The sequence below is a fragment of the Thalassospira profundimaris WP0211 genome (genome assembly GCF_000300275.1).
Taxonomy (GTDB): domain Bacteria; phylum Pseudomonadota; class Alphaproteobacteria; order Rhodospirillales; family Thalassospiraceae; genus Thalassospira; species Thalassospira profundimaris.
Genome location: NZ_AMRN01000002.1, coordinates 345,950 through 366,919 on the forward strand (window position 1 = coordinate 345,950; position 20,970 = coordinate 366,919).

Consider the following 20,970-nt stretch of genomic DNA (forward strand, 5'->3'; position numbering starts at 1 on the left):
CTGCCACGGCTGATAATTCCCCGCATTCGTTATTGAATTACGCGTTTATTGTTTCAGACAGCTTCAGAGGATTTTTTCCATGACGTCGATCGTTGAAATCAAGGACTCCATGCCGGCCTATGCCAAGGACCTTAAGCTGAACCTTTCGAGCATGGCCAACAATCCGGGCATGACCGACCAGCAGGTTTATGGCACTGCCCTTGCGTGTGCCTTTGCATCGCGCAACGCCAAACTGACCAAGGCCGTTGCCGCAGAAGCAAAAGAAAAACTGACGCCTGAGGCGATTGAAGCTGCCAAAGGTGCAGCTGCCATCATGGGCATGAACAACATCTATTACCGGTTCAACCACCTGGTATCGGATGAAGAATACAGCACCATGCCGGCCCGCCTGCGCATGAACATCATCGGCAAGCCGGGCATTGATAAGGCCGACTTCGAACTGTTTTCGATCGCGGTTTCGGCGATCAATGGATGCGGCATGTGCATCGATAGCCATGACAAGGTGCTGAAGAACGCTGGCGTTAAAAAGGAAACCATCCAGAACGCCATCCGCATCGCATCGGTTATCCATGCGGTTGCTGTTGTGATTGATGCCGAGGATGCACTGGCCGAATAACCGCCAAACATCTGCCATCAAGACAAAAAAAGAGGGTGTCATTACGACGCCCTCTTTCAGTTTGTGTCCGGCAAGGACAGTTTATTTGGCTTTGCGTCTGTTGCGCAGACCAACGATGACAGGCAGTGCGACAATCAACACAGCCATCACATACAGACCAATGCTTTCCCAGCTTGAGACCAGGATCGACCAGTCCCCGCGCGAGATCGAAAGTGCACGGCGCAGGTTGTCTTCAAACAGGTGACCCAGCACGAAGCCCAGAATGATCGGGGCCAGCGAGAATTCCAGTTTGCGCAAGACCCAGCCGAAAATCCCGAATGCGATGATCAGGAACAGATCAAACGGGTTACCAACCACAGAATAGACGCCGATGAAGGCCAGAACCGCGATCAGCGGGCTGAGATATTTCTGCGGAATGGTCAGCATTCTGGCAAACAGACCCACCAGCGGCAGGTTGATTACCAAAAGCGCCAAGTTGCCTATATACATCGACGCAATCAGGCCCCATGCAATTTCCGGGCGCTGTTCAAACATCAGCGGGCCGGGGGTGACGTTAAACAACATCAACGCACCGAGCAGAATAGCAGTCGTACCCGACCCCGGAATACCAAGCGTCAGCATCGGGACCATCGCGCCGCCGGCCGCGGCATTGTTGCCAGATTCAGGTGCGGCTAGACCCCGCGGATCGCCGGTGCCGAATTTCTTGCGGTCTTCACCGGCCATCAATGCTGCCTCCCAGAAGACCGGTCAGGGCATCGCCGCCGCCATCATAGGCGACATAGATCATTTTGCGCGGATCACGGTCGACAGACTTAAGAAGCAGGGCTGCTTTCATCCAGTCTTGCGAACCAACGGAACCACCCGCACCAATTGCCAGGCTGCCTTCGTCTTCCTTGATCTTGTTCATCAGATCATCAAGGGTTTTGTATTCGCTGTCTGCACGGACGATGACCGCACCGAAATCAGCACCAACAGTAGCAAGAAAACGAACGTCGTTTTCAGTCCATTCGCCGTATTTACCGGTCGCGATGTTCAGAAGCGAACCCGACGAGAATGCAACGATGGCATTGGGGTCATCAGTACGGGTGGTGTTGAAAAGGGTGATGGCAACCGCACCAATGCCGCCCGGCATAAAGGTTACCTGCATCGGGTCACCCAACTTGTCACCGACGCCAGCCTGGGCAACACGGCAGGTCAGGTCAAAACCGCCACCCGGTTTGGCCGGGGCAATGCATTCGGGCTTTTCAATGTCTGCGGCATGCGCGGTGCCAAAAAAGCAACCGGCCATGACAACGGAAGCTGCGAACAGCTTTTTCATAGTTGTATCCTCCCATTGGATTATTCTTTACGCGCATCAATGTTCGATCCGCATATCTGCTATACGCCACGAGACTGACATTGCCTTGACGGTATGCTGACGGGAGGCTGACTCCTTCCTGACTTGAAGCTGACATCGAGTGTAACAAATTGTAAGAAACCCAAAGCACGCCTAATATCCGGCATGCGTATTCTTTTGATTGAAGATAATGAAACATTGGCGGAAACGATCATGGATCGTTTGCACGCGGATGGTCATGCCATCGATTGCGAGCATGATGGCGAGCTTGCGAACGATTTGCTGCGTCACAAGCAGTTCGATCTGGTTCTGATGGATGTCAATCTGCCGGGCCGTAGCGGGTTTGAAATTTTACGATCAATGCGCGCCCGCGGGGATGCCACCCCGGTCCTGATCCTGACAGCGCGGTCGGAAATCGATGACCGTTTGATCGGGCTTGATGGCGGTGCAGATGATTACATCGTCAAGCCGGTTGATCTGCGTGAACTTGCGGCACGCTGCCGCGCCCTTATCCGCCGTCGAAGCGGTGTGGCATCCAATGAATTTCGCGCCGGCAACCTTGTGTTTGATCGCGCATCAAAAGTCGCAACGATTGACGGTCGCGATATTGAATTGCGTAACCGCGAAGTCCAGCTGCTTGAGATCTTCATCGGCAATCTGCAAAGGGTTCTGACCAAGGAAGATCTGGCAGACAAGGTGTATTCGTTTGATGAAGCGCCGAGCATGAATGCGGTCGAGCAGATGGTCACCCGATTGCGCAAGAAATTGTCGGGTGGGCCGATTATCCTCAAGACCATTCGGGGGCTTGGGTATATTGCCCATATTGCGGATGAATAAGACGGCCAGACATCATTCTTTACGCCAGCGGCTTTTGACCAGCATGGCGGTTGGATTTGCGATCATTCTTGTCAGTATCGCGGTGGGGATCTGGAGTTACGCACGTGATGCCGCGAACCATTCCTATGACAGGCTTTTGAGTGGTGCGGCGTTTGCCATTCTGGAACGTACACTGGTGACGCCAACCGGGCCCAGTGTCGAAATTCCCTATTCGGCGCTGGAATTGATCGGCTTGGCCGAAAGTGACCGGGTTTTCTATCGTATTTTTACTGCCAATGGCAAAACCCTGACCGGGTCTGGGAATTTGCCACAGCCCGAGCAATATAAACCAACCGACCAGCCGGTATTTTTTGATACCCATTACAGCGGTGAAGACGTGCGCTTCCTGCTTCAGGGGCGGTTTCTTGCCGGTGCGGGCTATGGCGATTGGGTGGTTGTTCAGATCGGACAAACCCGAATTGCTAGAGACGCCTTTGCGCGCGAAATGATGATCAATGCGATTGCGTTACTGTTGCTGGTCACGGCCATTGGACTGGGATTTGTCTGGTTTGGGATTAACCGTGCGCTTTCGCCCCTGATCGGGATCGAACGCCAGTTGCGGTATCGCGAACCGACCGACTTTTCACCAATCCAGATCACACCGCCGCGCGAGGTCGCCAGTCTGACACGATCGATCAATGGTTTGATCCTGCGCCATAAGAAAAGCCTTGATAACGCGCAGGCCTTTATTGCCGATGTCGCGCATCAAACCCGTACATCGCTTGGCGCGTTGCAAGGGTTGCTTGAAAGTGCAAGTCGCCAGTCGGACGCAGATCAGCAGCAGGCGCGCATCAAGCAGGCGGAAGAACAGGCGCAAAGAACCATTCGTCTGACCAACCAGCTGTTATCGCACGCGATGATCATTCATCGGGCAGACAATACCCCACTGGCGCGCAAGGTTCTGATTGATGTGGTTCGCACTGCCTTTGGCGACATCATTCGCGACTATCTTAAATATGATACGGAATTTTCCATCGAAAGTGACCTTGCCCCGGATGAGCAGGTGTTTGTGATGCTTGACGAAATCGGCATTCGCGAGGCGTTGCGCAATCTGGTGGATAACGCCATCAAACACGGGAAGGCCCCACATAAGATCGATATCCTGGTGCGCAAATCGGATGAGAAATGTCACCTGATCGTTGATGACAACGGGCCGGGGATTGATGTCGGGAAACACGCATCCGTGCTGGAACGGTTTTCAAGTCTGAGTACCGGTCTTGGACTTGCCATCGTTAACGCAGTTGCCGAACGCCATCATGCGGAACTGATATTGGGGCAGTCGCCCGCTGGCGGGTTGCGTGTCGAAATGGTGTTTCCCGTGGTCGAAGGGGGGCAGGAATGACGGTATTTTTCCGACGCTTTTCGTGCGTTTGCGCGCAGGTCGCGGTTTTGGTTTTGGCGATGCTTTGGGGCACGCAGGCCTTTGCGCGTGTTCAGGTGCATGTCTGGTCGGCGACCGATACCTCGGCGGTCGAGCCCTTTATTAATGTGTTTGAGACGAAATATCCCGACATTGACGTCGTCTATCGCGAGTTCAATACCAGCGAACTTTATCAGGTTGTCATGTACAATATTGATAACCCGAAAATGGAAGCCGATGTGATCATCAGCCCGGCAATGGATTTGGAGGTCAAGCTGGTCAATGAGGGGCTGGCCTATCGGTTCGAGCCGGAAAACGTCGATGCGATACCTAGTTGGGCCCAGTGGCGCAACGAGCTTTACGGGTTTTCCTTTGAGCCGGCGGCACTTGTTTATAACAAACAGGCGTTTGAAGGATTGGAGAGCCCGGTTTCCCATACGGATCTGTCCAATATGGTACGTGACAATCCGGAATTGTTCAGTGGAAAGATTGGCACCTATGACATTCGCCAATCGGGGATCGGATATTTCTTTGCCACTCAGGATGCCATTCAGAACAACCAGACATCACGTCTGACCGAAACATTCGGTCGCGCAGGCGCAAAGTTGTTTTGTTGTTCGTCGGAAATTCTCGACCGCGTTGCCACTGGGGAGCTGGTGCTGGGCTATAACGTGATTGGGTCCTATGCCATGGCCGCGGCACGGGAAAACCCGGATATCGGGGTTTATTTCCTGCGCGATTACACCATCACAATGAGCCGCACGGCCTTTGTACCGAAGACGTCCAAGGCCAAATATCAGGCGCAACTGTTCATCGACTTTTTGCTGTCGCGCGAAGGGCAGCAGGTTCTGGCAAACAATTCGGCACTGATTCCGATCAATCAGAATGTCGAAACGGTGCTTACCCCGCATCTGGAAGACATCCCGGTATTCCGGGTGAAATTGGGGATCGGTTTGCTGGGCTTTCAGGACGAGCTCAAGAAGAAGAGCTTCCTTGAAGATTGGGAGTCTTCAATCTTGTGGAGTGGCGGGACAGCAAGCCCATCACCGCAGCCCGATTAGATCCCAAACGCCGTAATATGCGGCAAGGCGTTTGATGACTTAGCCATCGACACATTCGGCAAGGCCAAGATGTTTGAGGCTGGCCTTGATCACCTGATCGGGTTGATCGAAATGCGGGATGTGGCCGCAATCCTTGATCAGCATTTTGGTCACCGGGCCGCCGGTCTGTGCGCAGATGGTGTGGACCTGTTCGTCGCTGCCGAACTGGTCGTCATCGCCCTGAATGACCAGAAGCGGGCAAGTGATGTTGGCAAGCTCATCGACCATGTTCCAATCACGGAATTCAGGCTGGCGCCAGGTATCGACCCAGGCGCGGAAGACATCGTCGGTCTGGGCGAAGTGATGGCGTTGCAGTTTGGTCTTCCAGTCGGTCTGGGCATAGATTTTGGTCGCCTCTGTGATGCCGGCAACCGTGACATCCTCGACAAAAACATGGGCGGCCTCGGAAATCACCGCCGTTACATTATCCGGGAAGCGTGCGGCATACTTAAGCGCAATGGTCGCCCCGTCGCTGTGGCCAAACAGGATCGGTTTGGCGAGGCCCAGTTCCGCGATCAGGCCATGCAGATAGACATCACTTTCGGTGTTGTGGAAATCAATCGCGCGCGGAATATCACCAACCGCATGCGGATCGGATTTGCCATGCCCGCGCCGCTCATAGACAACCACCGGGTGGTGGGTCGCGGTCGCCAGTTTGGCCGGGAAATCGCGCCACATGCGGATCGTGCCAAGGGCCTCGTGCAGCATCAGGATGGTTGGCGCATCAGGGCGGACATCCTCGGGGATGATCCGCTGACATGACAAGCTGATACCGTTCACGGTGGCATAGAAATTTTCGATCTTCATGTGAGGGGCAATCTTTGTTAGGGCGTTGTTCGGATGATTTATCGGTAATTCGGTGCGCAATTGTTTAATTGTAATCATGGACAAAAAAACAGGGCCCGGCAAGTGCCGGACCCTGTTTGATACGATTTAATCCCGAAGACCGGGATAGCAGACCTTATTTCAGGGCTGCGCACGCACGTTTGATGCGTTTGCAGGCTTCGATCAGGGCATCGTCCGAGGTCGCATAGGAAATACGGAAATACGGTGCCAGACCAAATGCCGAACCCTGAACCGCCGCAACGCCTTCTGCCTCAAGCAGGTAGGTGACGAAGTCGGTGTCGGTTTCGATTTTCTTGCCATCCGGGGTGGTTTTGCCAATCGCGCCCGCGCAGGACGGATAGACATAAAACGCGCCTTCAGGGGTTTTGCACGACAGGCCTTCGCATTCGTTGAGCGCGGCAACCACAAGGTCACGACGCTTTTTGAAGACTTCAGCACGTTCTGCCAGGAAGTCCTGCGTACCGTTGAGTGCCTCGACCGAAGCTGCCTGGCTGATCGACGAGGTGTGCGTGCTCGACTGCGACTGGACCTTGTTGATCGCCTTGATCAGCTCGACCGGGCCTGCGGCATAACCAAGGCGCCAGCCGGTCATGGCATAGGATTTCGACACACCGTTACAGGTCAGCGTGCGGTCTTTCAGCTTCGGCTCGACCTGGGCGATGGTGGTGAATTCGAAGCCGTCATAGACAAGGTGCTCATACATGTCATCAGACATGATGTAGACGTTTTCATGTTTCAGAAGCACGTCGGCAAGCGCGCGCAGTTCGGCGCGCGAATAGGCCGCACCGGTCGGGTTCGACGGCGAGTTCAGAACAACCCATTTGGTTTTTGGCGTGATCGCGGCTTCCAGTTCGGCGGCGGTGATTTTGAAGTCGTTTTCTTCCTGGCATTCAACAATGACCGGGGTACCTTCGGCCATCAGCGCCATGTCCGGATAGGATACCCAGTATGGTGCCGGAATGACGACTTCGTCGCCCGGGTTCAGGGTCGCGAAGAACGCGTTGAACAGGGTCTGCTTGCCACCGCAACCGACGGTGATTTCGTCGATGGTGTATTCCAGATCGTTTTCACGCTTGAACTTTTCGACAATCGCCTTGCGAAGCTCCGGCGTGCCGGCGACCGGAGTGTATTTGGTCTTGCCAGCGTCAATCGCCGCTTTGGCAGCTTCTTTGATATTGTCGGGGGTATCGAAATCCGGCTCACCTGCGCCAAGTCCGATCACATCAACGCCGGCAGCCTTAAGTTCGGCAGCCTTGGTGGTGACAGCAATGGTGGGAGAGGGTTTGATACGGCTCAAACGGTCGGCAATGAACGCCATTGGTCTGTTTCCCTGGAATTTATGAGAAGTGAAAAGAATCGTGTTCTTTCGGTTCGGACCCTACGCCTGCCTTAATTCCAATTCAAGGCTGTTTAGGGCCTTCTGCGGGTTCTTTGGGATGATTTTATCCAATTTTGCAGCCTTTCAGAAGTCCGAGCGGAAAGAACTGTTTTGCAAACGTGCCAAAACACCCGTTGTTCCCGAATTTACATCCTGACGTCTCCTGACACTTCCTGACAGGAACTGTCAGGGCGGGGGCTTGCGGTCAGGCGTATCTGACCTATAACTAGGGTTGGAATGAAAAGGGATCTGCCCGATGAATGCGCTACCGGAATTTTTGACCAAACGTCGCCCGCCTGTCGAAGGATCACGGGAATTCAAACTGGTGACCGAATACGAGCCCGCCGGTGATCAGCCGCAAGCGATTGCCGAGCTGATGGCCGGTATCGGTGAGGGCGAGCGCGATCAGGTTCTGCTGGGCGTGACCGGGTCGGGCAAGACGTTTACGATGGCAAACATCATCGCCAAGACGCAGCGCCCCGCCCTTGTTCTGGCGCCCAACAAAACGCTGGCCGCCCAGCTTTATGCCGAGATGAAGTATTTCTTCCCGGATAATGCGGTCGAGTATTTCGTATCCTATTATGACTATTACCAGCCCGAAGCCTATATCCCGCGATCCGACACCTATATCGAAAAAGATAGTTCGATTAACGAGCAGATCGACCGGATGCGCCATGCCGCAACGCGTGCGATCCTTGAGCGCAACGACTGTATCATCGTGGCATCGGTGTCGTGCATTTACGGTATCGGGGCGGTGGAAACCTACCTTGAGATGACCCAGCGCATTTCGGTCGGGGACGAGGTTGATCGCAACGATATCATGAAGCGTCTGGTGGAGTTGCAATATACCCGTAATGACGCGGCCTTTTCGCGCGGGACGTTCCGGGTGCGCGGCGATGTCTTGGAAATCTTCCCGGCCCACGCCGAGGACCGGGCATGGCGCGTTTCGATGTTTGGCGACGAGGTCGAGGAACTGGCGGAATTTGACCCGCTGACCGGGCACAAGTTTGCCAGCATGGATTCGGTCACGGTTTACGCAAATTCGCACCATGTTACCCCGCGCCCGACGCTGGTGCAGGCGATGGCCGGCATCAAGCAGGAGCTTAAAGACCGTCTGGCGCAGTTCCAGGCCGAGGGCAAGTTGCTGGCGGCCGAGCGGATCGAACAACGCACGACCTTTGATCTGGAAATGATGGAAACGGTCGGCCACTGCAAGGGGATTGAAAACTATTCCCGCTGGCTGTCGGGCCGCAATCCGGGAGAGCCGCCGCCGACCCTGTTTGAATATTTGCCGGAAAACGCATTGCTGTTTGTCGATGAAAGCCACGTGGCTGTGCCGCAAATCGGCGGCATGTATCGCGGGGACTATAATCGCAAATTTACCCTGGCCGAGCATGGCTTCCGCCTGCCAAGTTGCGTTGATAACCGACCGCTGAAGTTTGAGGAATGGGAAGCAATGCGCCCGCAAAGCGTGTTTGTTTCCGCAACCCCGGGTAACTGGGAAATGGAACGCACCGGTGGTGTGTTTGCCGAACAGGTTATTCGCCCGACGGGTCTGATTGACCCGATCTGTATCGTGCGCCCGGTTGAAACCCAGGTGGATGATTTGCTGGGCGAGGCCAAGGCATGTGCCGCCAAGGGACAGCGTGTTCTGGTTACCACCCTGACCAAACGCATGGCCGAGGATTTGACCGAATACCTGCATGAGCATGGCGTACGTGTACGTTATCTGCATTCCGATATTGATACGCTGGAGCGCATCGAGATCATCCGTGATTTGCGGCTTGGCGTGTTTGACGTTTTGGTCGGGATTAACCTTCTGCGCGAAGGTCTGGATATCCCTGAATGTGCACTGGTCGCGATTTTGGATGCGGACAAGGAAGGGTTCCTGCGCTCCAAGACATCGCTGGTTCAGACGATTGGCCGCGCGGCGCGTAACGTTGAAGGTCGGGTGCTGCTTTATGCAGACAAGATGACCGACAGCCTTGAATACGCGATTGGCGAAACCAATCGCCGGCGTGAAAAGCAGATGGCCTATAACGCGGAACATGGCATTACGCCGGAAACCGTGCGGTCGCGGATCAATGATGTGCTCGAAAGTGTCGCCGAACAGGATTACGTCACGGTTGATACCGGGGTGTCGGGCGACATCATGGTTGGCCATAACCTGCGTGCCCATATCGAAGATCTTGAGAAACGCATGCGCGATGCTGCCGGGAACCTTGAGTTCGAGGAAGCAGCCCGTCTGCGTGACGAGATCAAACGCCTTGAGGATCAGGAACTGGGTCTGGCCGAGGCCGGCCCGATGGCGCGCACCATTGGCACTGTCGGCCCCGGGTCAAAATCGGCCAATAAACCGAAATACAAAGGGCGCCGTAGAAAAGGGGCCTAGGATATTTAGAAAATTACAAATACAGGTTGCATTCGCCGTTGAGAATATTTGTCGTGATCACATATAACAACAGCGACACAGATCGCTGTGTGATCGCTATGGAGAAGACTTGATGTGGCGTTTGAAAGCCTGGAGTTTGGTCTTCACGGTGTTCCTGCTTGGGGCAGGATGGTTTGGCAACGAGGTTGCCGCACGTACATTGATCGTCGCGATCAATGATGCCCCGCCTTATCGTATTGTGACCGAAACAACCGATGAGCAGGTTTATAGCGGCATCTATGTTGATGTCGTGCGCGAAGCTGCGCGACGTGCGGGGATTGATCTTGTGTTTCAGGTGGTGCCGTTCAAACGTGCGCTTTTCCTGATGGAGAGCGGGCAGGCGGATCTGATGCTTGGTCCCAATCGCACAGATGATCGTCTGCAATACATGTATTATTTCGGCGCAGCCCTGCCGAGCGAGCCAAAGGTGATTTATACCGGCGCATTGGATGCCAATGTGATCGAGATCGAGGATCTTGAACACAAACTGACCGGAGTTCTGCGCGGGGCCAGTTATGGCTGGCAGTTTAGTGAGGCGCCCTATATCCGGTTTGTCGAAGCGGCGGATTACGAGACGTTGTTTCGGATGCTTGATCTTGGGCGGATTGATGCGCTGATTGCGCCGGAGCTTCTTGCCATTGCCCATATCCGCAAGTTCGGGCCGTTTCGGATCAAGCGATCTGATTTGTTGTTACAGGGACAGCCGTCTTTCATTGCGCTATCGCGCCAGTCGGACTTTTTCACCGATGGCAGCTTTACCGTATTTGAGAAACACCTGATCGATATGCGCCAGGACGGCACCTTTGAGGAAATTTATGGCCGGTATGCCAATACTGATTCGTAACGCGTCCGATGGCCAAGAAAATCACCAAGAAAAAAGCCGTTGTCGTAAAACACCGGCTTTTGCGTTTGGGCGGAACAGGTTCACGGGCTACATAAACAGCCGCTCGTTTTCCATGCCCTTATAGATATCGGCGACATAATCGCCATAGCCGTTATAGATCCGGGTGGGGACGCTCTCGCCGTTATTAAGCAGCCGCTCATAGGCCTGCGACCAGCGCGGATGCGGGACTTCCGGGTTGACGTTGGCCCAGAAGCCATATTCATCGGCGTTGATGTCTTCCCAAAAGCTTTTGGGGCGCGTGTCGGTGAAGGTGAAGCGCACGATCGATTTGATGTTCTTGAAGCCGTATTTCCACGGTGTCACCAGACGCAGCGGCGCGCCGTTTTGTTTGGGCAGTTCTTCGCCGTAAATGCCCGTCGCGATCATGGTCAGTTCATTGGTGGCCTCGGCCATCGTAAGGCCTTCGATATAGGGCCACGGATACCAGAACTGACGCAGGCCCGGCATGGTGTCCTTTTGGCTGGCGGTTTCCATTTCGACATATTTCGCACCTGACAGGGGCTTTGCGAAATCAACCAGTGCCTTCATCGGGAAACCGGACCAGGGCACGGTCATCGCCCAAGCTTCGACACAACGGAACCGATAGACGCGCTCTTCGAGCGGCATCTTGCGCACAAGTTCTTCGAAATCGATCTCAATCGGTTTTTCAACCAGCCCGTCGATCACCACGGTCCAAGGACGGACGCGCATGGCCTGGGCTGCCTGCGAGATCGATTTGTGCGATCCGAATTCATAGAAGTTGTTATAGGTCAGCGCCTTGGACTTTTCGGTCATTTCGCGTTCGACCGTGTAGGCCGGGTTGCGATCCACCGGATAAAGATCGGCAGTCGATCCCGACCCCTGCGCCAATGCAGAGCCCAGCGGGAGGCTTGATGCTGTCGCGCCGATCGATCCGGCGGCGATCCCCTTAAGGAACTGACGGCGGTTTTTGTAGATCGATTCCGGCGTTGCGTCTCGTTCGGGGAGTTCCCAACCCTTTTTGCGGCGTATCAGCATGTCGTCCTCCAATTGCGCGGGTTTTCTAAATGTCCTTTGAAAACCGGCTTTGGGCAAGTCACGGCTCGGTGATCAGCGGGTGAAATGGTGGCTTGCACGAAGCGGGCTTACAACTGATCTACGCTCGTTGGGTTTAGTTTGATCAATATTGCAATCAATTGATCGTGCAGACTGATCAGATGAAGGGTAATGTGATCGCAAATTGCCACAAAAGGGGAGGGTGACGTGTTTGAGTTCAAGGATATCGAGATTCTGCAAGACATCATCAAGGCGGGTGGTTTCAGGGCTGCGGCGCAAAAATACAATCTGTCGCAATCAGCGATTTCAGCTCGTGTTTCAGGTCTTGAGAAGAAGCTTGGCATGAAGCTTTTTGACCGGTCCAACAGACAGGTGCGCCTGACAGCCGCGGGGTTACGGTTTATTGAGGAAGCACAGCGTTTGTCGCGTGCCCGTGATCGCATCTGGCAAGAACTTACCCATCCGGGGGAACTGAGTGGCACAATCCGGATCGGCGTTGCGGAAACCATTGTTCATACACTGCTGACAGATATGCTCAACAAGCTCAAAGATGACTTTCCCAAAGTTCGTTTTGAGCTGTCGGTTGATACCTCCGGTCAGCTTGGCAGGGCGCTTGACGACGACGAAGTCGATGTCGCGATCATGCTGCGCGAATCCGTTCCAAATGGGGCAGTTGCGGCACCGCTAAAACCAGTTGAGCTTGGCTGGTACTGTGCCGAGGACATGGAAATTGACGAAAATCCGCTGTCGCTTAACGAACTGGCAAGTCATGCGATCGTGACTTTTCCGAAAGGAACACCGCCATTTCGTGAAATCGAAAGTATCTTTTCTGCCCCGGATATTTCACAACCTGCGCTAAACGGTTCGGCGTCACTTTCGACGGTAAAATACCTTGTCGCAGGCGGGTTCGGGATAGGTGTTTTGCCGCGGTTGATGGTCCAGAATTCCGTTTTGGATGAACATATTAAGCCGATCCCGGTGTGCCAGGAAGCATCACTGACGGCACTTCATTTTGTGATCGCGTATTTCCCTGAACGAAACAGCGAAATCGGCGGAGCAATTCACGAGGCAGCGAAACTCTTTGATCAAACTGATCTAAAAAAACGATCATAAATTAATTCATTTGATTACTTGACAAGATCAGTTCTGTTTCTCAATCTTTGAATAGAGGCAGTGAATGGGACTGAAAAATGAACGCGTCAAAAAGCGCCACCCTTTCCGATGACACCGCATATGAGTCAGCATCTGCAATGACGCCTTTGGCGTTGCGCACCGCTATTCGACGTGGTGAACATACGGGACCGACAACAGGTTATGCGTCAGGCTATCTTCAGGGGAACCTGGCGATTTTGCCGAACAGCTATGCCGACGAATTTCTGCAGTTTTGTGCCAAGAATTCAAAATCCTGTCCGCTTATCGGCATGTCCGAGCCGGGATCTCCGTTTATCCCGGCCTTGGGCAAAGACCTTGATATCCGGACCGACTTGCCGGGTTACCGCGTCTTTCGCGGCAGTGCCGACTATACGAGCGTGAGCGACCTGACGGACATCTGGCGTGATGATCTTGTTACCTTTGTTCTGGGGTGCTCATTCTCGTTTGAGGCCGCCATCACCCGTGGTGGCGTTCGCCTGCGCCACATGGATGCACGTCGCAATGTGCCGATGTATGTGACCAACATCCAAACGGCGGCGGCCGGACGTTTTCACGGTCCGCTGGTTGTCTCGATGCGGTCCTTTGCCGCCAGCGACGCCATCCGGGCAATCCTCTATTCCGACAGATACAGACTGGCCCACGGTGCACCGGTGCATATCGGTGACCCGGCTCAGATCGGTATCACGGATATCATGAAACCGGACTTCGGCAATGAACCTGTCATTGAAGAAGGGGACATTCCGGTTTTCTGGGCGTGCGGGGTCACGCCACAAATGGCGATCCGCAATGTGATGCCGGAATTTGCCATTACCCACGAACCCGGGCTGATGTTGGTGACAGATGTACTTGCCGAGGCCGCGGAATTTTCCCTTTAGACCACCCTTACGCTAAACAACCATAATCGACGTATCAGAGAGGACTTTAAAATCATGAAAAAGATGGTTTCTTCCCTTTTGGCAGTTTCCGCACTTGGTGCGGGATTTGCCGCCACCCCGGCATTTGCCGAGGAGCTTTCCGTTGTCGGCAGCTGGAGCAGCCTGCCGCTTTACAAGCAGTATGAAAGCCCGTTCTGGACCGAAACCCTGCCTGCAGATTCCAATGGCGAGATCACGGTTCAGATGACGACACACGACCAGATGGGTATCGGTGTCGGCGACGTGTTTCGTCTGGTAAATGATGGCGTTTTCGACGTTGCGATGACAGTTGGTGACTATGCCGTTGGTGATGCCCCGGAACTTGAAGGCCTTGATGTACCGCTTGTGGCAAACACTGCAGCCGAAGCCAAAGCCATGGTCGAAGCGGCCCGTCCGATGGTCGATGACATCTTTGCAGAGCGCTTTAACTCCAAGGTTCTTGCTGTTGCACCGTACCCGCCGCAAGTTGTTTTCTGTGCTGGCGAAGTCAATTCCCTTGCCGATCTGAAGGACAAGAAAGTCCGTGGATCGGGTCGTATGACAACAAAATTCCTCGAAGCACTTGGTGCGGTTGGCGTGAATGTCGCCTTCTCCGAAGTTCCGGGTGCGCTTGAGCGCGGCGTGATTGACTGTGCTGTGACGGGTGCTGGGTCTGGCTATAGCGCAGGCTGGTGGGAAGTTTCCGATCACCTGATGACCATTCCGCTTGGTGGTTGGGACCCGGTTGTCACGGCCATGAACATGGACAAATGGAACAGCCTGTCTTCGGACATGCAGAGCTTCATCATGGATGAAGTCAAAACCAAGTTCGAGGCCCCTGCATGGGCATCTGCGGCTGATGCATTGAGCAATGATGTTGCCTGCCTGACCGGCAGTGGCGCATGCCCGGCAGGTGATCCGGCCAGCATGACCCTTGTTGAGGTTTCAGATAGTGACCTTGCAAAAGCCAAGGAAATCCTGACCTCCACCGTTCTGCCCGAGTGGGCCGAGCGTGCTGGCAATGACTGGGTTGCACGCTGGAACGATAGCGTCGGCAAGACTGTCGGTGTTACCGTACCCCTCAACTGATTAACAGTGCTTGGCGGAGGCCCGAACAGTGACCGAAAACTTGATTGCGGCCATCCGCCGCGCCAATCGCATCATCGCGTTGTCCGTCGGATTTGTTCTGACGGGCAGCGTGATCCTGATCATCGCGGAAATTCTGCTACGTGAGGCCGGAATTTCTCTCGGCGGTGCCGAAGAAATTTCTGGCTACGTCATGGCCGGTGTTGCCAGTTGGGGGCTTTCATATGCGCTGACCGAGTTGGCGCATGTCAGAATTGACCTTATCCGGCTCCGTCTGCAGGAACGCGGGAAGGCATTCCTTGATTTGTTGGCAATTGTCACCCTTGCAGCGGTGGCAACGATTGTTGCCATCCAGTGCTGGCCGGTCCTTTCAAAAACCATTGAACGCGGATCGACCGCGAACACACCGCTTGAAACACCGCTTTGGATACCGCAGTTGGTCTGGTTTTCCGGTTGGCTTTGGTTTGCGCTGTGTTCCTGTGCGTTGGTGATCCTTACCCTGGTATTGCTGATGCGCCGTAACTTTGACACGGCAGACTCTTTGGTTGGTGCCCGGTCCGAGCTGGAGCTTGAGTCATGATTACAGCAGTTACGGTTTCGCTGTTGGGGCTTCTGGCCTTGTCCATTCCGGTGGGGATTGTGCTTTTCCTTCTCGGTATCGGTGTCGATCAGTTTTTCACGCCCTTTCCGCTGTTGCGCGGTTTGGGGCAGGTGGTCTGGTCTTCTTCAAATTCCTCGACCCTGATTGCCATCCCATTCTTTGTTTTGCTCGGTGAGGTGCTTGTGCGCGGTGGTATCGCCGCCAAGACCTATGAAGCCCTTGATAAGTGGTTCTCATGGCTGCCCGGTGGGTTGGTCCATGCCAATATCGGTACGGCGACAATGTTTTCGGCGACGTCGGGTTCGTCTGTTGCGACGGCTGCGACGGTTGCGACTGTGGCAATGCCGCAGGCCGACAAGTTGGGCTATGACCCGAAACTGTTTTCAGGTGCCATTGCGGCGGGTGGCACGCTTGGGATCATGATCCCGCCATCGATCAATTTGATTGTCTATGGGTTCCTGACCGAAACATCGATCCCGCGTTTGTTCCTTGCCGGACTGGTGCCAGGCCTGGTGATGGCTGTTGCCTTCATGCTTGTGACCGCAGCGATTTGCAAGGTGAAGCCAAGTCTTGGCGGACAAAGCCGTTCGTTTAGCTGGGCGGAGCGGTTTGGTGGCTTAAGGCATCTTGTGCCGATCTTCCTGCTGTTCTTTGTTGTGATCGGATCAATCTATGCCGGATGGGCGACACCAACAGAATCAGCGGCCGTCGGTGTTGCCATCGCCATGATCATTGCCGCCTTTAACAAAGGTGTGTCGAACGAGATGATCAAGATGTGCTTGCTCGGGACAGTTCGGATCACGGCGATGATCATGCTGGTGATCATCGGGGCCTATTTCCTGAACTTCACCCTGACCGCAGCGGGCATGGGGCGGGAGCTCAAGGAACTTTTGGTCGGACTTAATCTTAGTCCGATGGGGACGTTGCTTGTTGTTATTTTGCTCTACATCGTGCTGGGCTTCTTTATTGAAACCTTGTCGCTGATGGTGGCGACCATTCCGATCATTGTGCCGATCATGACAGCCATGGGCTTTGACAAGGTCTGGTTTGGTATCCTTTTGATCGTCTTGATCGAAATGGCTTTGATCACGCCGCCTGTCGGATTGAACCTGTATGTCGTGCAGGGTGCCCGAAAGTCAGGTCAACTGTCCGAGGTCATGCTGGGTGCTGTTCCCTATGTTCTTGTGATGTTGGCGATGATCGCCGGTCTGATCTTCTTGCCGGAAATCGCGCTTTTCCTGCCTGACTATCTCTGAGACGTATCAGGCCAGGAAGCCTCCATTTAAACAATTGGCGAATGGACCAGTGTCATCTGGTCCAAGCGCCCCCTCTTTGTCTGAGACCCAGTGTCCAACACATCATTCCAAAAAGATCGGAACCAGAAATGCAGATGAACTTTACCCTGGCAGGGACCGAAATCACCTTTGATATCGACCATTGCACTGTTGCCGGATGGACAGGCAGGGATGCTGCTGCGATCCAGCACCATATCGACGAGCTTGCCGCGATCGGCGTCAAACCGCCCTCAGCCGTGCCGCTCTATTACCGGACCGCCTCAGGGATGGTAACCCAGCAATCCTGTATCGACGTTGTTGGAAAGGGAACATCGGGCGAAGTCGAGCCGTTCCTGATTGCTTGTGACGGCGAACTTTACCTTGGCCTTGCGTCCGATCATACGGATCGCGAGCTTGAAGCCCACTCAGTCGCGCTGTCCAAACAGATTTGCGAGAAACCCGTTGCATCTGAAATCTGGCGCTTTGACGAGGTCAAAGACCATATCGAGCAGATCGAAATGTGGTCCTGGATTCAGGAACAGGATGGCGATGACTGGGTGCTTTATCAGGAAGGAACGATTGCTTCGGTCCGCCCGTTAAGTGATCTGATCGAAGGATCGCAACTGATGGGGAATGCTGCCAACGGCACTGCTGCTGTCATGCTTTGCGGTACACTTGGCGCAAAGGGCGGGGTTCGCCCGGCTCGCCGGTTCAAAATGGCGTTGCATGATCCAGTACTTGATCGCACGATCACGCACGCCTATGAAATTAGGGAGCTGCCGGAAATCGCATAAGCAATTTCATTGTCAGAACAACACCATAACAGGATGAGGCACCGCCATGGGCGTGATGGTTGACAAGGCCAGACAAGCAATCGACAAGGTCAATCAATTTGGCGAGCTTAAGGACAAGATCTTTACCGAGTTTGATTCTGAGCGGATTTTAAAGGCTGCTGCCGAGGCGGAGCAATATTGCGCGCAAAACCCCGGTGCCGCACTTGCCGGGATGCTGGTATCGGTCAAGGATTTGTATGACGAGGCGGGCATTGCCACCACGGCGGCATCCGAGCTTTTGAAGGGGTGTGCGCCAGCCGAGGCCGACAGCGAATGCGTGCGTCGCATCAAGGCTGCCGGGGCTATTCCGTTTGGCCGTACGACGCTGAGCGAATTTGCCTATTCCGGTGTCGGGCTTAATCCGCATTACGGTACGCCGGGCAATATCTTTGATGCAGATGGCATTCCGGGTGGCTCGACATCGGGCGGTGGTTTGACCGTGGCGCACGGGATTGTTGATCTGGCGCTTGGCACGGATACGGGCGGATCGATCCGCATTCCATCGGCGATCAACGGGCTTTACGGCATCAAGCCAAGCCGCCTTTCGGTGCCGGGGGCGGGCATTCATCCGTTGGCCAAGAGCTTTGATACGCCGGGGCCGTTGGCAGGCGATCTTGAAACCGCCATTCGTGCGTTTGAAGTCCTGACAGACATCACCGTGACACCGCCGGAAGACGCGGCAAAATCGCTTCGCATTGGCGTGCCGATGAATGCGTTTGTCGATGGGCTGGATGACCGGGTGAAGGCAGACTTTGCAATGATCTGCGCAAAGCTGAAAGACGCCGGGCATGAACTGATCGAGATCGATTTTGATTTCATCGCCAAGAACGCGATCCTCAATAAGATGCTGGTGTCGTTTGAAGCGCACCGGATCTATGCCAAGGATTTCGCAAAGCTTGAAACCGTTGGCGATCCGCGCGTTTTGTCGCGGATGAAGTTTGCCGATACGCTGTCAAGTGATGAGGTGATCGACGCCTATGCCAAGCGGACCGATATTGTATCGATGTTCGGGACGACGATGGCGGATGTTGACGTCATGATCGCGCCGACCTTGCCGCGCATGGCGCCCAAGATTGCCGAGGTCGAAGCCGACTTTGACAACCTGAATGCGCTGATGCTGCGCAATACCGGTTACCTGAACCTTGTCGATGCCTGTGCGATGTCGATGCCGGTTCAGATCAAAGGCGAGGTTGCACCAGCCGCCCTTATGATCGGGGCGCCGCACGGTCATGATCAGGCAATCCTGACCGCTGCCCGGTTGATTGATCCGTTGTTTGCCTCAAGAAGGTGACTGAACAAGAAAACGGCCCGGAAGTTCCGGGCCGTTTTTGTTTAGAGGTCGAGCGTCAGACGACCGCTACTTTGCATGCGGGAGACGCAAATGCACATCTGATCGTTTTGGGCTTTTTGGCTGTCGCTAAGATAGGCGTCGCGATGTGATAAATCGCCATCATGGGAAATCACAACCGACGTACAGATCCCGCAATTGCCCTTTTTGCAGTCGTAAAGCGGATCTATGCCCTCGTCTATCAGGACATCCAGAACTGATTTGCCAACCGGGACTTCGAAGGTCTGGCCACTTTGCGCCAGATGAACTTCGAAACTGGTGTCATCAAGCTGTGCGGCAGGCGTGGTGAAGCGTTCATAATGCACATTCTCCGACGCCCAGCGATTGCGGCGTGCGGTATCAAGAACGGCATCAATCAGGCCGCCCGGGCCGCAGACATAAACGTGTTTGCCGGCCTCTGCCGTGCCAAGGATGCTGGCAAGCGGCATGCTACGTTTTGCGTTGCCACCGTCGAAATAAAGCGCGCATCGCCCGTTGGCGGCATCAAGGACCTCGGTCATCAGGGCCATGTCGGTGTGGTTGCGGCAGGCATAGTGCAGGACAAAATCCTTGCCAGCCTGTTGGAGCGCGGTCGCCATCGCAAGGATTGGCGTGATGCCAATGCCTCCGGCAATCAGGATGGTTTTGGCCGCACTCTCTACAAGCGGGAAGTCGTTTTGCGGCAGGTCGATTTCAAGGGCATCGCCGGTTTTGACCTTTTGATGCATATGCATGGACCCGCCTTCGCCGCCTTCTTCGCGCAGCACGGCGATCCGGTACAGATCAGGCTCACCCGGATTGATGATCGAATAGGACCGTTTAACAGACTGGCCGGCTGTGTCGGTGACGGTGAGTTTGATATGCGCACCCGGTTCGGCGGGCGGCAGGCTTGTGCCGTTGGTGGCGACAAGATCAAAACCGCGTATGCGGTCGGTCAGGTCATGGACCTGTTGAACGGTAACTTCAGGCATGGCGATTTTCCTTCCCAGGCCCCCGGATTTGCTCCGGGTGTGTTTGTCTGTGGGCTTGACTGGATCCAGATTAGATCAATTGGATCCAATTTTGTCAAACCTGATGGGATCGGAAAATGCGAGGCAGGGTGGATTATGCGGTATCTTCGCGTTCGATGACGGTGAAGTTGTCGGGCATATCCTGTGTTGGACCAAGGATTTGGGTGTAGCGCAATGCCGCATTGGCATGTTCACGCATCAGGGCTTCGGCGCGCGCACCCTGGCCATTATCGATGGCATCGAAAATGATGTGATGTTGCATATGGCTGAAATTGAATCGGCGGAATTCGCCGGTCATGTCGTCGCGGTTAAAGGCGATGGAAGATACGGATGCAAATGGCAGGTGATCATTACGCGACAGGGCATCTTCGATGGCGATGTTGCGGCTGGCCTCGATGATGGTGTTGTGAAAACGCATGTTGAAATCGTGATAGATTTCCATGTCTTCATCGGTCAGAAATCCCTTGGAAAACAAGGCGTCACCCGTCGACAGGCATTCAATCAAATGGCTGCGGGCCGGAAGGGAGATACCGCGTTCACTGGCAAGGCGGGCGGCAAGTCCTTCGAGCACGCCGCGCACTTCGATGGCATCGGCTATTTCGGTCGGGGTGATGGCGCGCACCGTGTATCCGCGACGATCCCCTTTGCGCAGCAGGCCTTCCTGTTCGAGTGTCCGAAAGGCAATCCGGACCGGTGTGCGCGATACGCCAAGCCGTTCGGCAATCGGGATTTCCGCAACCCGTTCGCCCGGTGGAAGTTCCCCGTTGGCGATCATTTTCCGCAAGGTGATCAGGACGCGCTGGCCGTGTTTGCTCATGCCGGTTTCCGTTTTTGTGACTGCCGGGCGATCATAGTTCAGATCGAATTGTTTAAAAAGCATCTTGCCAAATTGGATCCAATTTGATTACGCTTAGAAGCATAACAAGAAATCTT

At 54.6% G+C, this 20,970-nt stretch carries 20 protein-coding genes and 1 pseudogene; 14 read left to right on the forward strand and 7 right to left on the reverse strand.

Annotated features, from left to right (window positions below; translation table 11 throughout):
* The first annotated feature begins 79 nt into the window (after positions 1–79).
* A complete protein-coding gene (gene ahpD / locus TH2_RS05860) occupies positions 80–616 on the forward strand; it encodes an alkylhydroperoxidase, AhpD family (RefSeq protein ID WP_008889484.1) in 537 nt (178 codons plus the stop codon).
* An 81-nt stretch (positions 617–697) separates the two neighbouring features.
* On the opposite strand, the gene TH2_RS05865 is transcribed toward ahpD, so the two are convergent.
* On the reverse strand, positions 698–1,339 hold the full coding sequence (locus tag TH2_RS05865; RefSeq protein ID WP_008889485.1) for a tripartite tricarboxylate transporter permease: 642 nt from the start codon (positions 1,337–1,339) through the stop codon (positions 698–700).
* Positions 1,329–1,934 (reverse strand): Bug family tripartite tricarboxylate transporter substrate binding protein, encoded by a 606-nt coding sequence (locus TH2_RS05870; protein ID WP_008889486.1) that lies wholly within the window; start codon positions 1,932–1,934, stop codon positions 1,329–1,331. Before TH2_RS05870 ends, TH2_RS05865 begins: the two co-directional genes overlap by 11 nt.
* 183 nt (positions 1,935–2,117) lie before the next feature.
* On the opposite strand from TH2_RS05870, the gene TH2_RS05875 reads away from it, so the two are divergent.
* The 3 genes from TH2_RS05875 to TH2_RS05885 are packed head-to-tail and all read left to right on the forward strand — an operon-like array spanning position 2,118 to position 5,249.
* A complete protein-coding gene (locus tag TH2_RS05875; protein WP_008889487.1) occupies positions 2,118–2,789 on the forward strand; it encodes a response regulator transcription factor in 672 nt (223 codons plus the stop codon).
* 43 nt (positions 2,790–2,832) lie between these two features.
* A complete protein-coding gene (locus TH2_RS05880) occupies positions 2,833–4,170 on the forward strand; it encodes a sensor histidine kinase (RefSeq protein WP_008889488.1) in 1,338 nt (445 codons plus the stop codon).
* Positions 4,167–5,249, forward strand: a complete 1,083-nt coding sequence (locus TH2_RS05885) for an ABC transporter substrate-binding protein (RefSeq protein ID WP_008889489.1) — start codon at positions 4,167–4,169, stop codon at positions 5,247–5,249. The genes TH2_RS05880 and TH2_RS05885 overlap by 4 nt, the downstream gene beginning before the upstream one ends.
* A gap of 39 nt (positions 5,250–5,288) precedes the next feature.
* On the opposite strand, the gene TH2_RS05890 is transcribed toward TH2_RS05885, so the two are convergent.
* Entirely contained in the window at positions 5,289–6,095 is an 807-nt protein-coding gene (locus TH2_RS05890; protein ID WP_008889490.1) for an alpha/beta fold hydrolase, read from the reverse strand.
* A gap of 154 nt (positions 6,096–6,249) precedes the next feature.
* Entirely contained in the window at positions 6,250–7,452 is a 1,203-nt protein-coding gene (locus TH2_RS05895) for an aspartate transaminase (protein WP_008889491.1), read from the reverse strand.
* 316 nt (positions 7,453–7,768) lie between these two features.
* On the opposite strand from TH2_RS05895, the gene uvrB reads away from it, so the two are divergent.
* Positions 7,769–9,904: an excinuclease ABC subunit UvrB gene (uvrB, locus tag TH2_RS05900; protein ID WP_008889492.1), complete on the forward strand. Its 2,136-nt coding sequence runs from the start codon at positions 7,769–7,771 to the stop codon at positions 9,902–9,904.
* A gap of 112 nt (positions 9,905–10,016) precedes the next feature.
* Positions 10,017–10,787 carry a substrate-binding periplasmic protein gene (locus TH2_RS05905; protein WP_008889493.1) on the forward strand — a complete coding sequence of 257 codons (771 nt, stop codon included), beginning with the start codon at positions 10,017–10,019 and terminating at the stop codon, positions 10,785–10,787.
* Positions 10,788–10,874: 87 nt separating this feature from the next.
* Here the strand turns inward: TH2_RS05905 and msrP are convergent, their stop codons facing one another.
* Positions 10,875–11,843 carry a protein-methionine-sulfoxide reductase catalytic subunit MsrP gene (msrP, locus tag TH2_RS05910; RefSeq protein WP_008889494.1) on the reverse strand — a complete coding sequence of 323 codons (969 nt, stop codon included), beginning with the start codon at positions 11,841–11,843 and terminating at the stop codon, positions 10,875–10,877.
* Between the two features lie 225 nt (positions 11,844–12,068).
* Between msrP and TH2_RS21700 the strand changes: the two are divergent.
* The 8 genes and pseudogenes from TH2_RS21700 to TH2_RS05945 form a co-directional block, all read left to right on the forward strand.
* Positions 12,069–12,242: pseudogene (locus TH2_RS21700) on the forward strand (helix-turn-helix domain-containing protein); the annotation flags it as partial.
* A 39-nt stretch (positions 12,243–12,281) separates the two neighbouring features.
* On the forward strand, positions 12,282–12,974 hold the full coding sequence (locus TH2_RS05915; RefSeq protein WP_238538670.1) for a substrate-binding domain-containing protein: 693 nt from the start codon (positions 12,282–12,284) through the stop codon (positions 12,972–12,974).
* 77 nt (positions 12,975–13,051) lie between these two features.
* Positions 13,052–13,888: a putative hydro-lyase gene (locus tag TH2_RS05920; protein ID WP_008889496.1), complete on the forward strand. Its 837-nt coding sequence runs from the start codon at positions 13,052–13,054 to the stop codon at positions 13,886–13,888.
* Positions 13,889–13,942: 54 nt separating this feature from the next.
* Complete coding sequence (locus TH2_RS05925) at positions 13,943–14,995, forward strand: TRAP transporter substrate-binding protein (RefSeq protein ID WP_008889497.1); 1,053 nt, start codon at positions 13,943–13,945, stop codon at positions 14,993–14,995.
* Positions 14,996–15,023: 28 nt separating this feature from the next.
* Positions 15,024–15,572 (forward strand): TRAP transporter small permease subunit, encoded by a 549-nt coding sequence (locus TH2_RS05930; protein ID WP_008889498.1) that lies wholly within the window; start codon positions 15,024–15,026, stop codon positions 15,570–15,572.
* A complete protein-coding gene (locus TH2_RS05935) occupies positions 15,569–16,849 on the forward strand; it encodes a TRAP transporter large permease (RefSeq protein ID WP_008889499.1) in 1,281 nt (426 codons plus the stop codon). Before TH2_RS05930 ends, TH2_RS05935 begins: the two co-directional genes overlap by 4 nt.
* Before the next feature lie 128 nt (positions 16,850–16,977).
* Positions 16,978–17,661, forward strand: coding sequence for a DUF2848 domain-containing protein (locus TH2_RS05940; RefSeq protein ID WP_008889500.1), 684 nt, complete (start codon positions 16,978–16,980; stop codon positions 17,659–17,661).
* 46 nt (positions 17,662–17,707) lie between these two features.
* Positions 17,708–18,991 (forward strand): amidase, encoded by a 1,284-nt coding sequence (locus tag TH2_RS05945; RefSeq protein WP_008889501.1) that lies wholly within the window; start codon positions 17,708–17,710, stop codon positions 18,989–18,991.
* A gap of 41 nt (positions 18,992–19,032) precedes the next feature.
* Here the strand turns inward: TH2_RS05945 and TH2_RS05950 are convergent, their stop codons facing one another.
* Both TH2_RS05950 and TH2_RS05955 read right to left on the reverse strand, forming a co-directional pair.
* Positions 19,033–19,998 (reverse strand): PDR/VanB family oxidoreductase, encoded by a 966-nt coding sequence (locus TH2_RS05950; protein WP_008889502.1) that lies wholly within the window; start codon positions 19,996–19,998, stop codon positions 19,033–19,035.
* Positions 19,999–20,131: 133 nt separating this feature from the next.
* A complete protein-coding gene (locus tag TH2_RS05955; protein ID WP_040822962.1) occupies positions 20,132–20,854 on the reverse strand; it encodes a GntR family transcriptional regulator in 723 nt (240 codons plus the stop codon).
* Positions 20,855–20,970 lie beyond the last annotated feature (116 nt).

Bases quoted from the DNA above. Each gene is read 5' to 3' on its own strand.
- ahpD (WP_008889484.1), top strand. From the start codon at position 80: ATGACGTCGATCGTTGAAATCAAGGACTCCATGCCGGCCTATGCCAAG.
- TH2_RS05865 (WP_008889485.1), bottom strand. From the start codon at position 1,339: ATGGCCGGTGAAGACCGCAAGAAATTCGGCACCGGCGATCCGCGGGGT.
- TH2_RS05870 (WP_008889486.1), bottom strand. From the start codon at position 1,934: ATGAAAAAGCTGTTCGCAGCTTCCGTTGTCATGGCCGGTTGCTTTTTT.
- TH2_RS05875 (WP_008889487.1), top strand. From the start codon at position 2,118: ATGCGTATTCTTTTGATTGAAGATAATGAAACATTGGCGGAAACGATC.
- TH2_RS05880 (WP_008889488.1), top strand. From the start codon at position 2,833: ATGGCGGTTGGATTTGCGATCATTCTTGTCAGTATCGCGGTGGGGATC.
- TH2_RS05885 (WP_008889489.1), top strand. From the start codon at position 4,167: ATGACGGTATTTTTCCGACGCTTTTCGTGCGTTTGCGCGCAGGTCGCG.
- TH2_RS05890 (WP_008889490.1), bottom strand. From the start codon at position 6,095: ATGAAGATCGAAAATTTCTATGCCACCGTGAACGGTATCAGCTTGTCA.
- TH2_RS05895 (WP_008889491.1), bottom strand. From the start codon at position 7,452: ATGGCGTTCATTGCCGACCGTTTGAGCCGTATCAAACCCTCTCCCACC.
- uvrB (WP_008889492.1), top strand. From the start codon at position 7,769: ATGAATGCGCTACCGGAATTTTTGACCAAACGTCGCCCGCCTGTCGAA.
- TH2_RS05905 (WP_008889493.1), top strand. From the start codon at position 10,017: ATGTGGCGTTTGAAAGCCTGGAGTTTGGTCTTCACGGTGTTCCTGCTT.
- msrP (WP_008889494.1), bottom strand. From the start codon at position 11,843: ATGCTGATACGCCGCAAAAAGGGTTGGGAACTCCCCGAACGAGACGCA.
- TH2_RS05920 (WP_008889496.1), top strand. From the start codon at position 13,052: ATGAACGCGTCAAAAAGCGCCACCCTTTCCGATGACACCGCATATGAG.
- TH2_RS05925 (WP_008889497.1), top strand. From the start codon at position 13,943: ATGAAAAAGATGGTTTCTTCCCTTTTGGCAGTTTCCGCACTTGGTGCG.
- TH2_RS05935 (WP_008889499.1), top strand. From the start codon at position 15,569: ATGATTACAGCAGTTACGGTTTCGCTGTTGGGGCTTCTGGCCTTGTCC.
- TH2_RS05940 (WP_008889500.1), top strand. From the start codon at position 16,978: ATGCAGATGAACTTTACCCTGGCAGGGACCGAAATCACCTTTGATATC.
- TH2_RS05945 (WP_008889501.1), top strand. From the start codon at position 17,708: ATGGGCGTGATGGTTGACAAGGCCAGACAAGCAATCGACAAGGTCAAT.
- TH2_RS05950 (WP_008889502.1), bottom strand. From the start codon at position 19,998: ATGCCTGAAGTTACCGTTCAACAGGTCCATGACCTGACCGACCGCATA.
- TH2_RS05955 (WP_040822962.1), bottom strand. From the start codon at position 20,854: ATGAGCAAACACGGCCAGCGCGTCCTGATCACCTTGCGGAAAATGATC.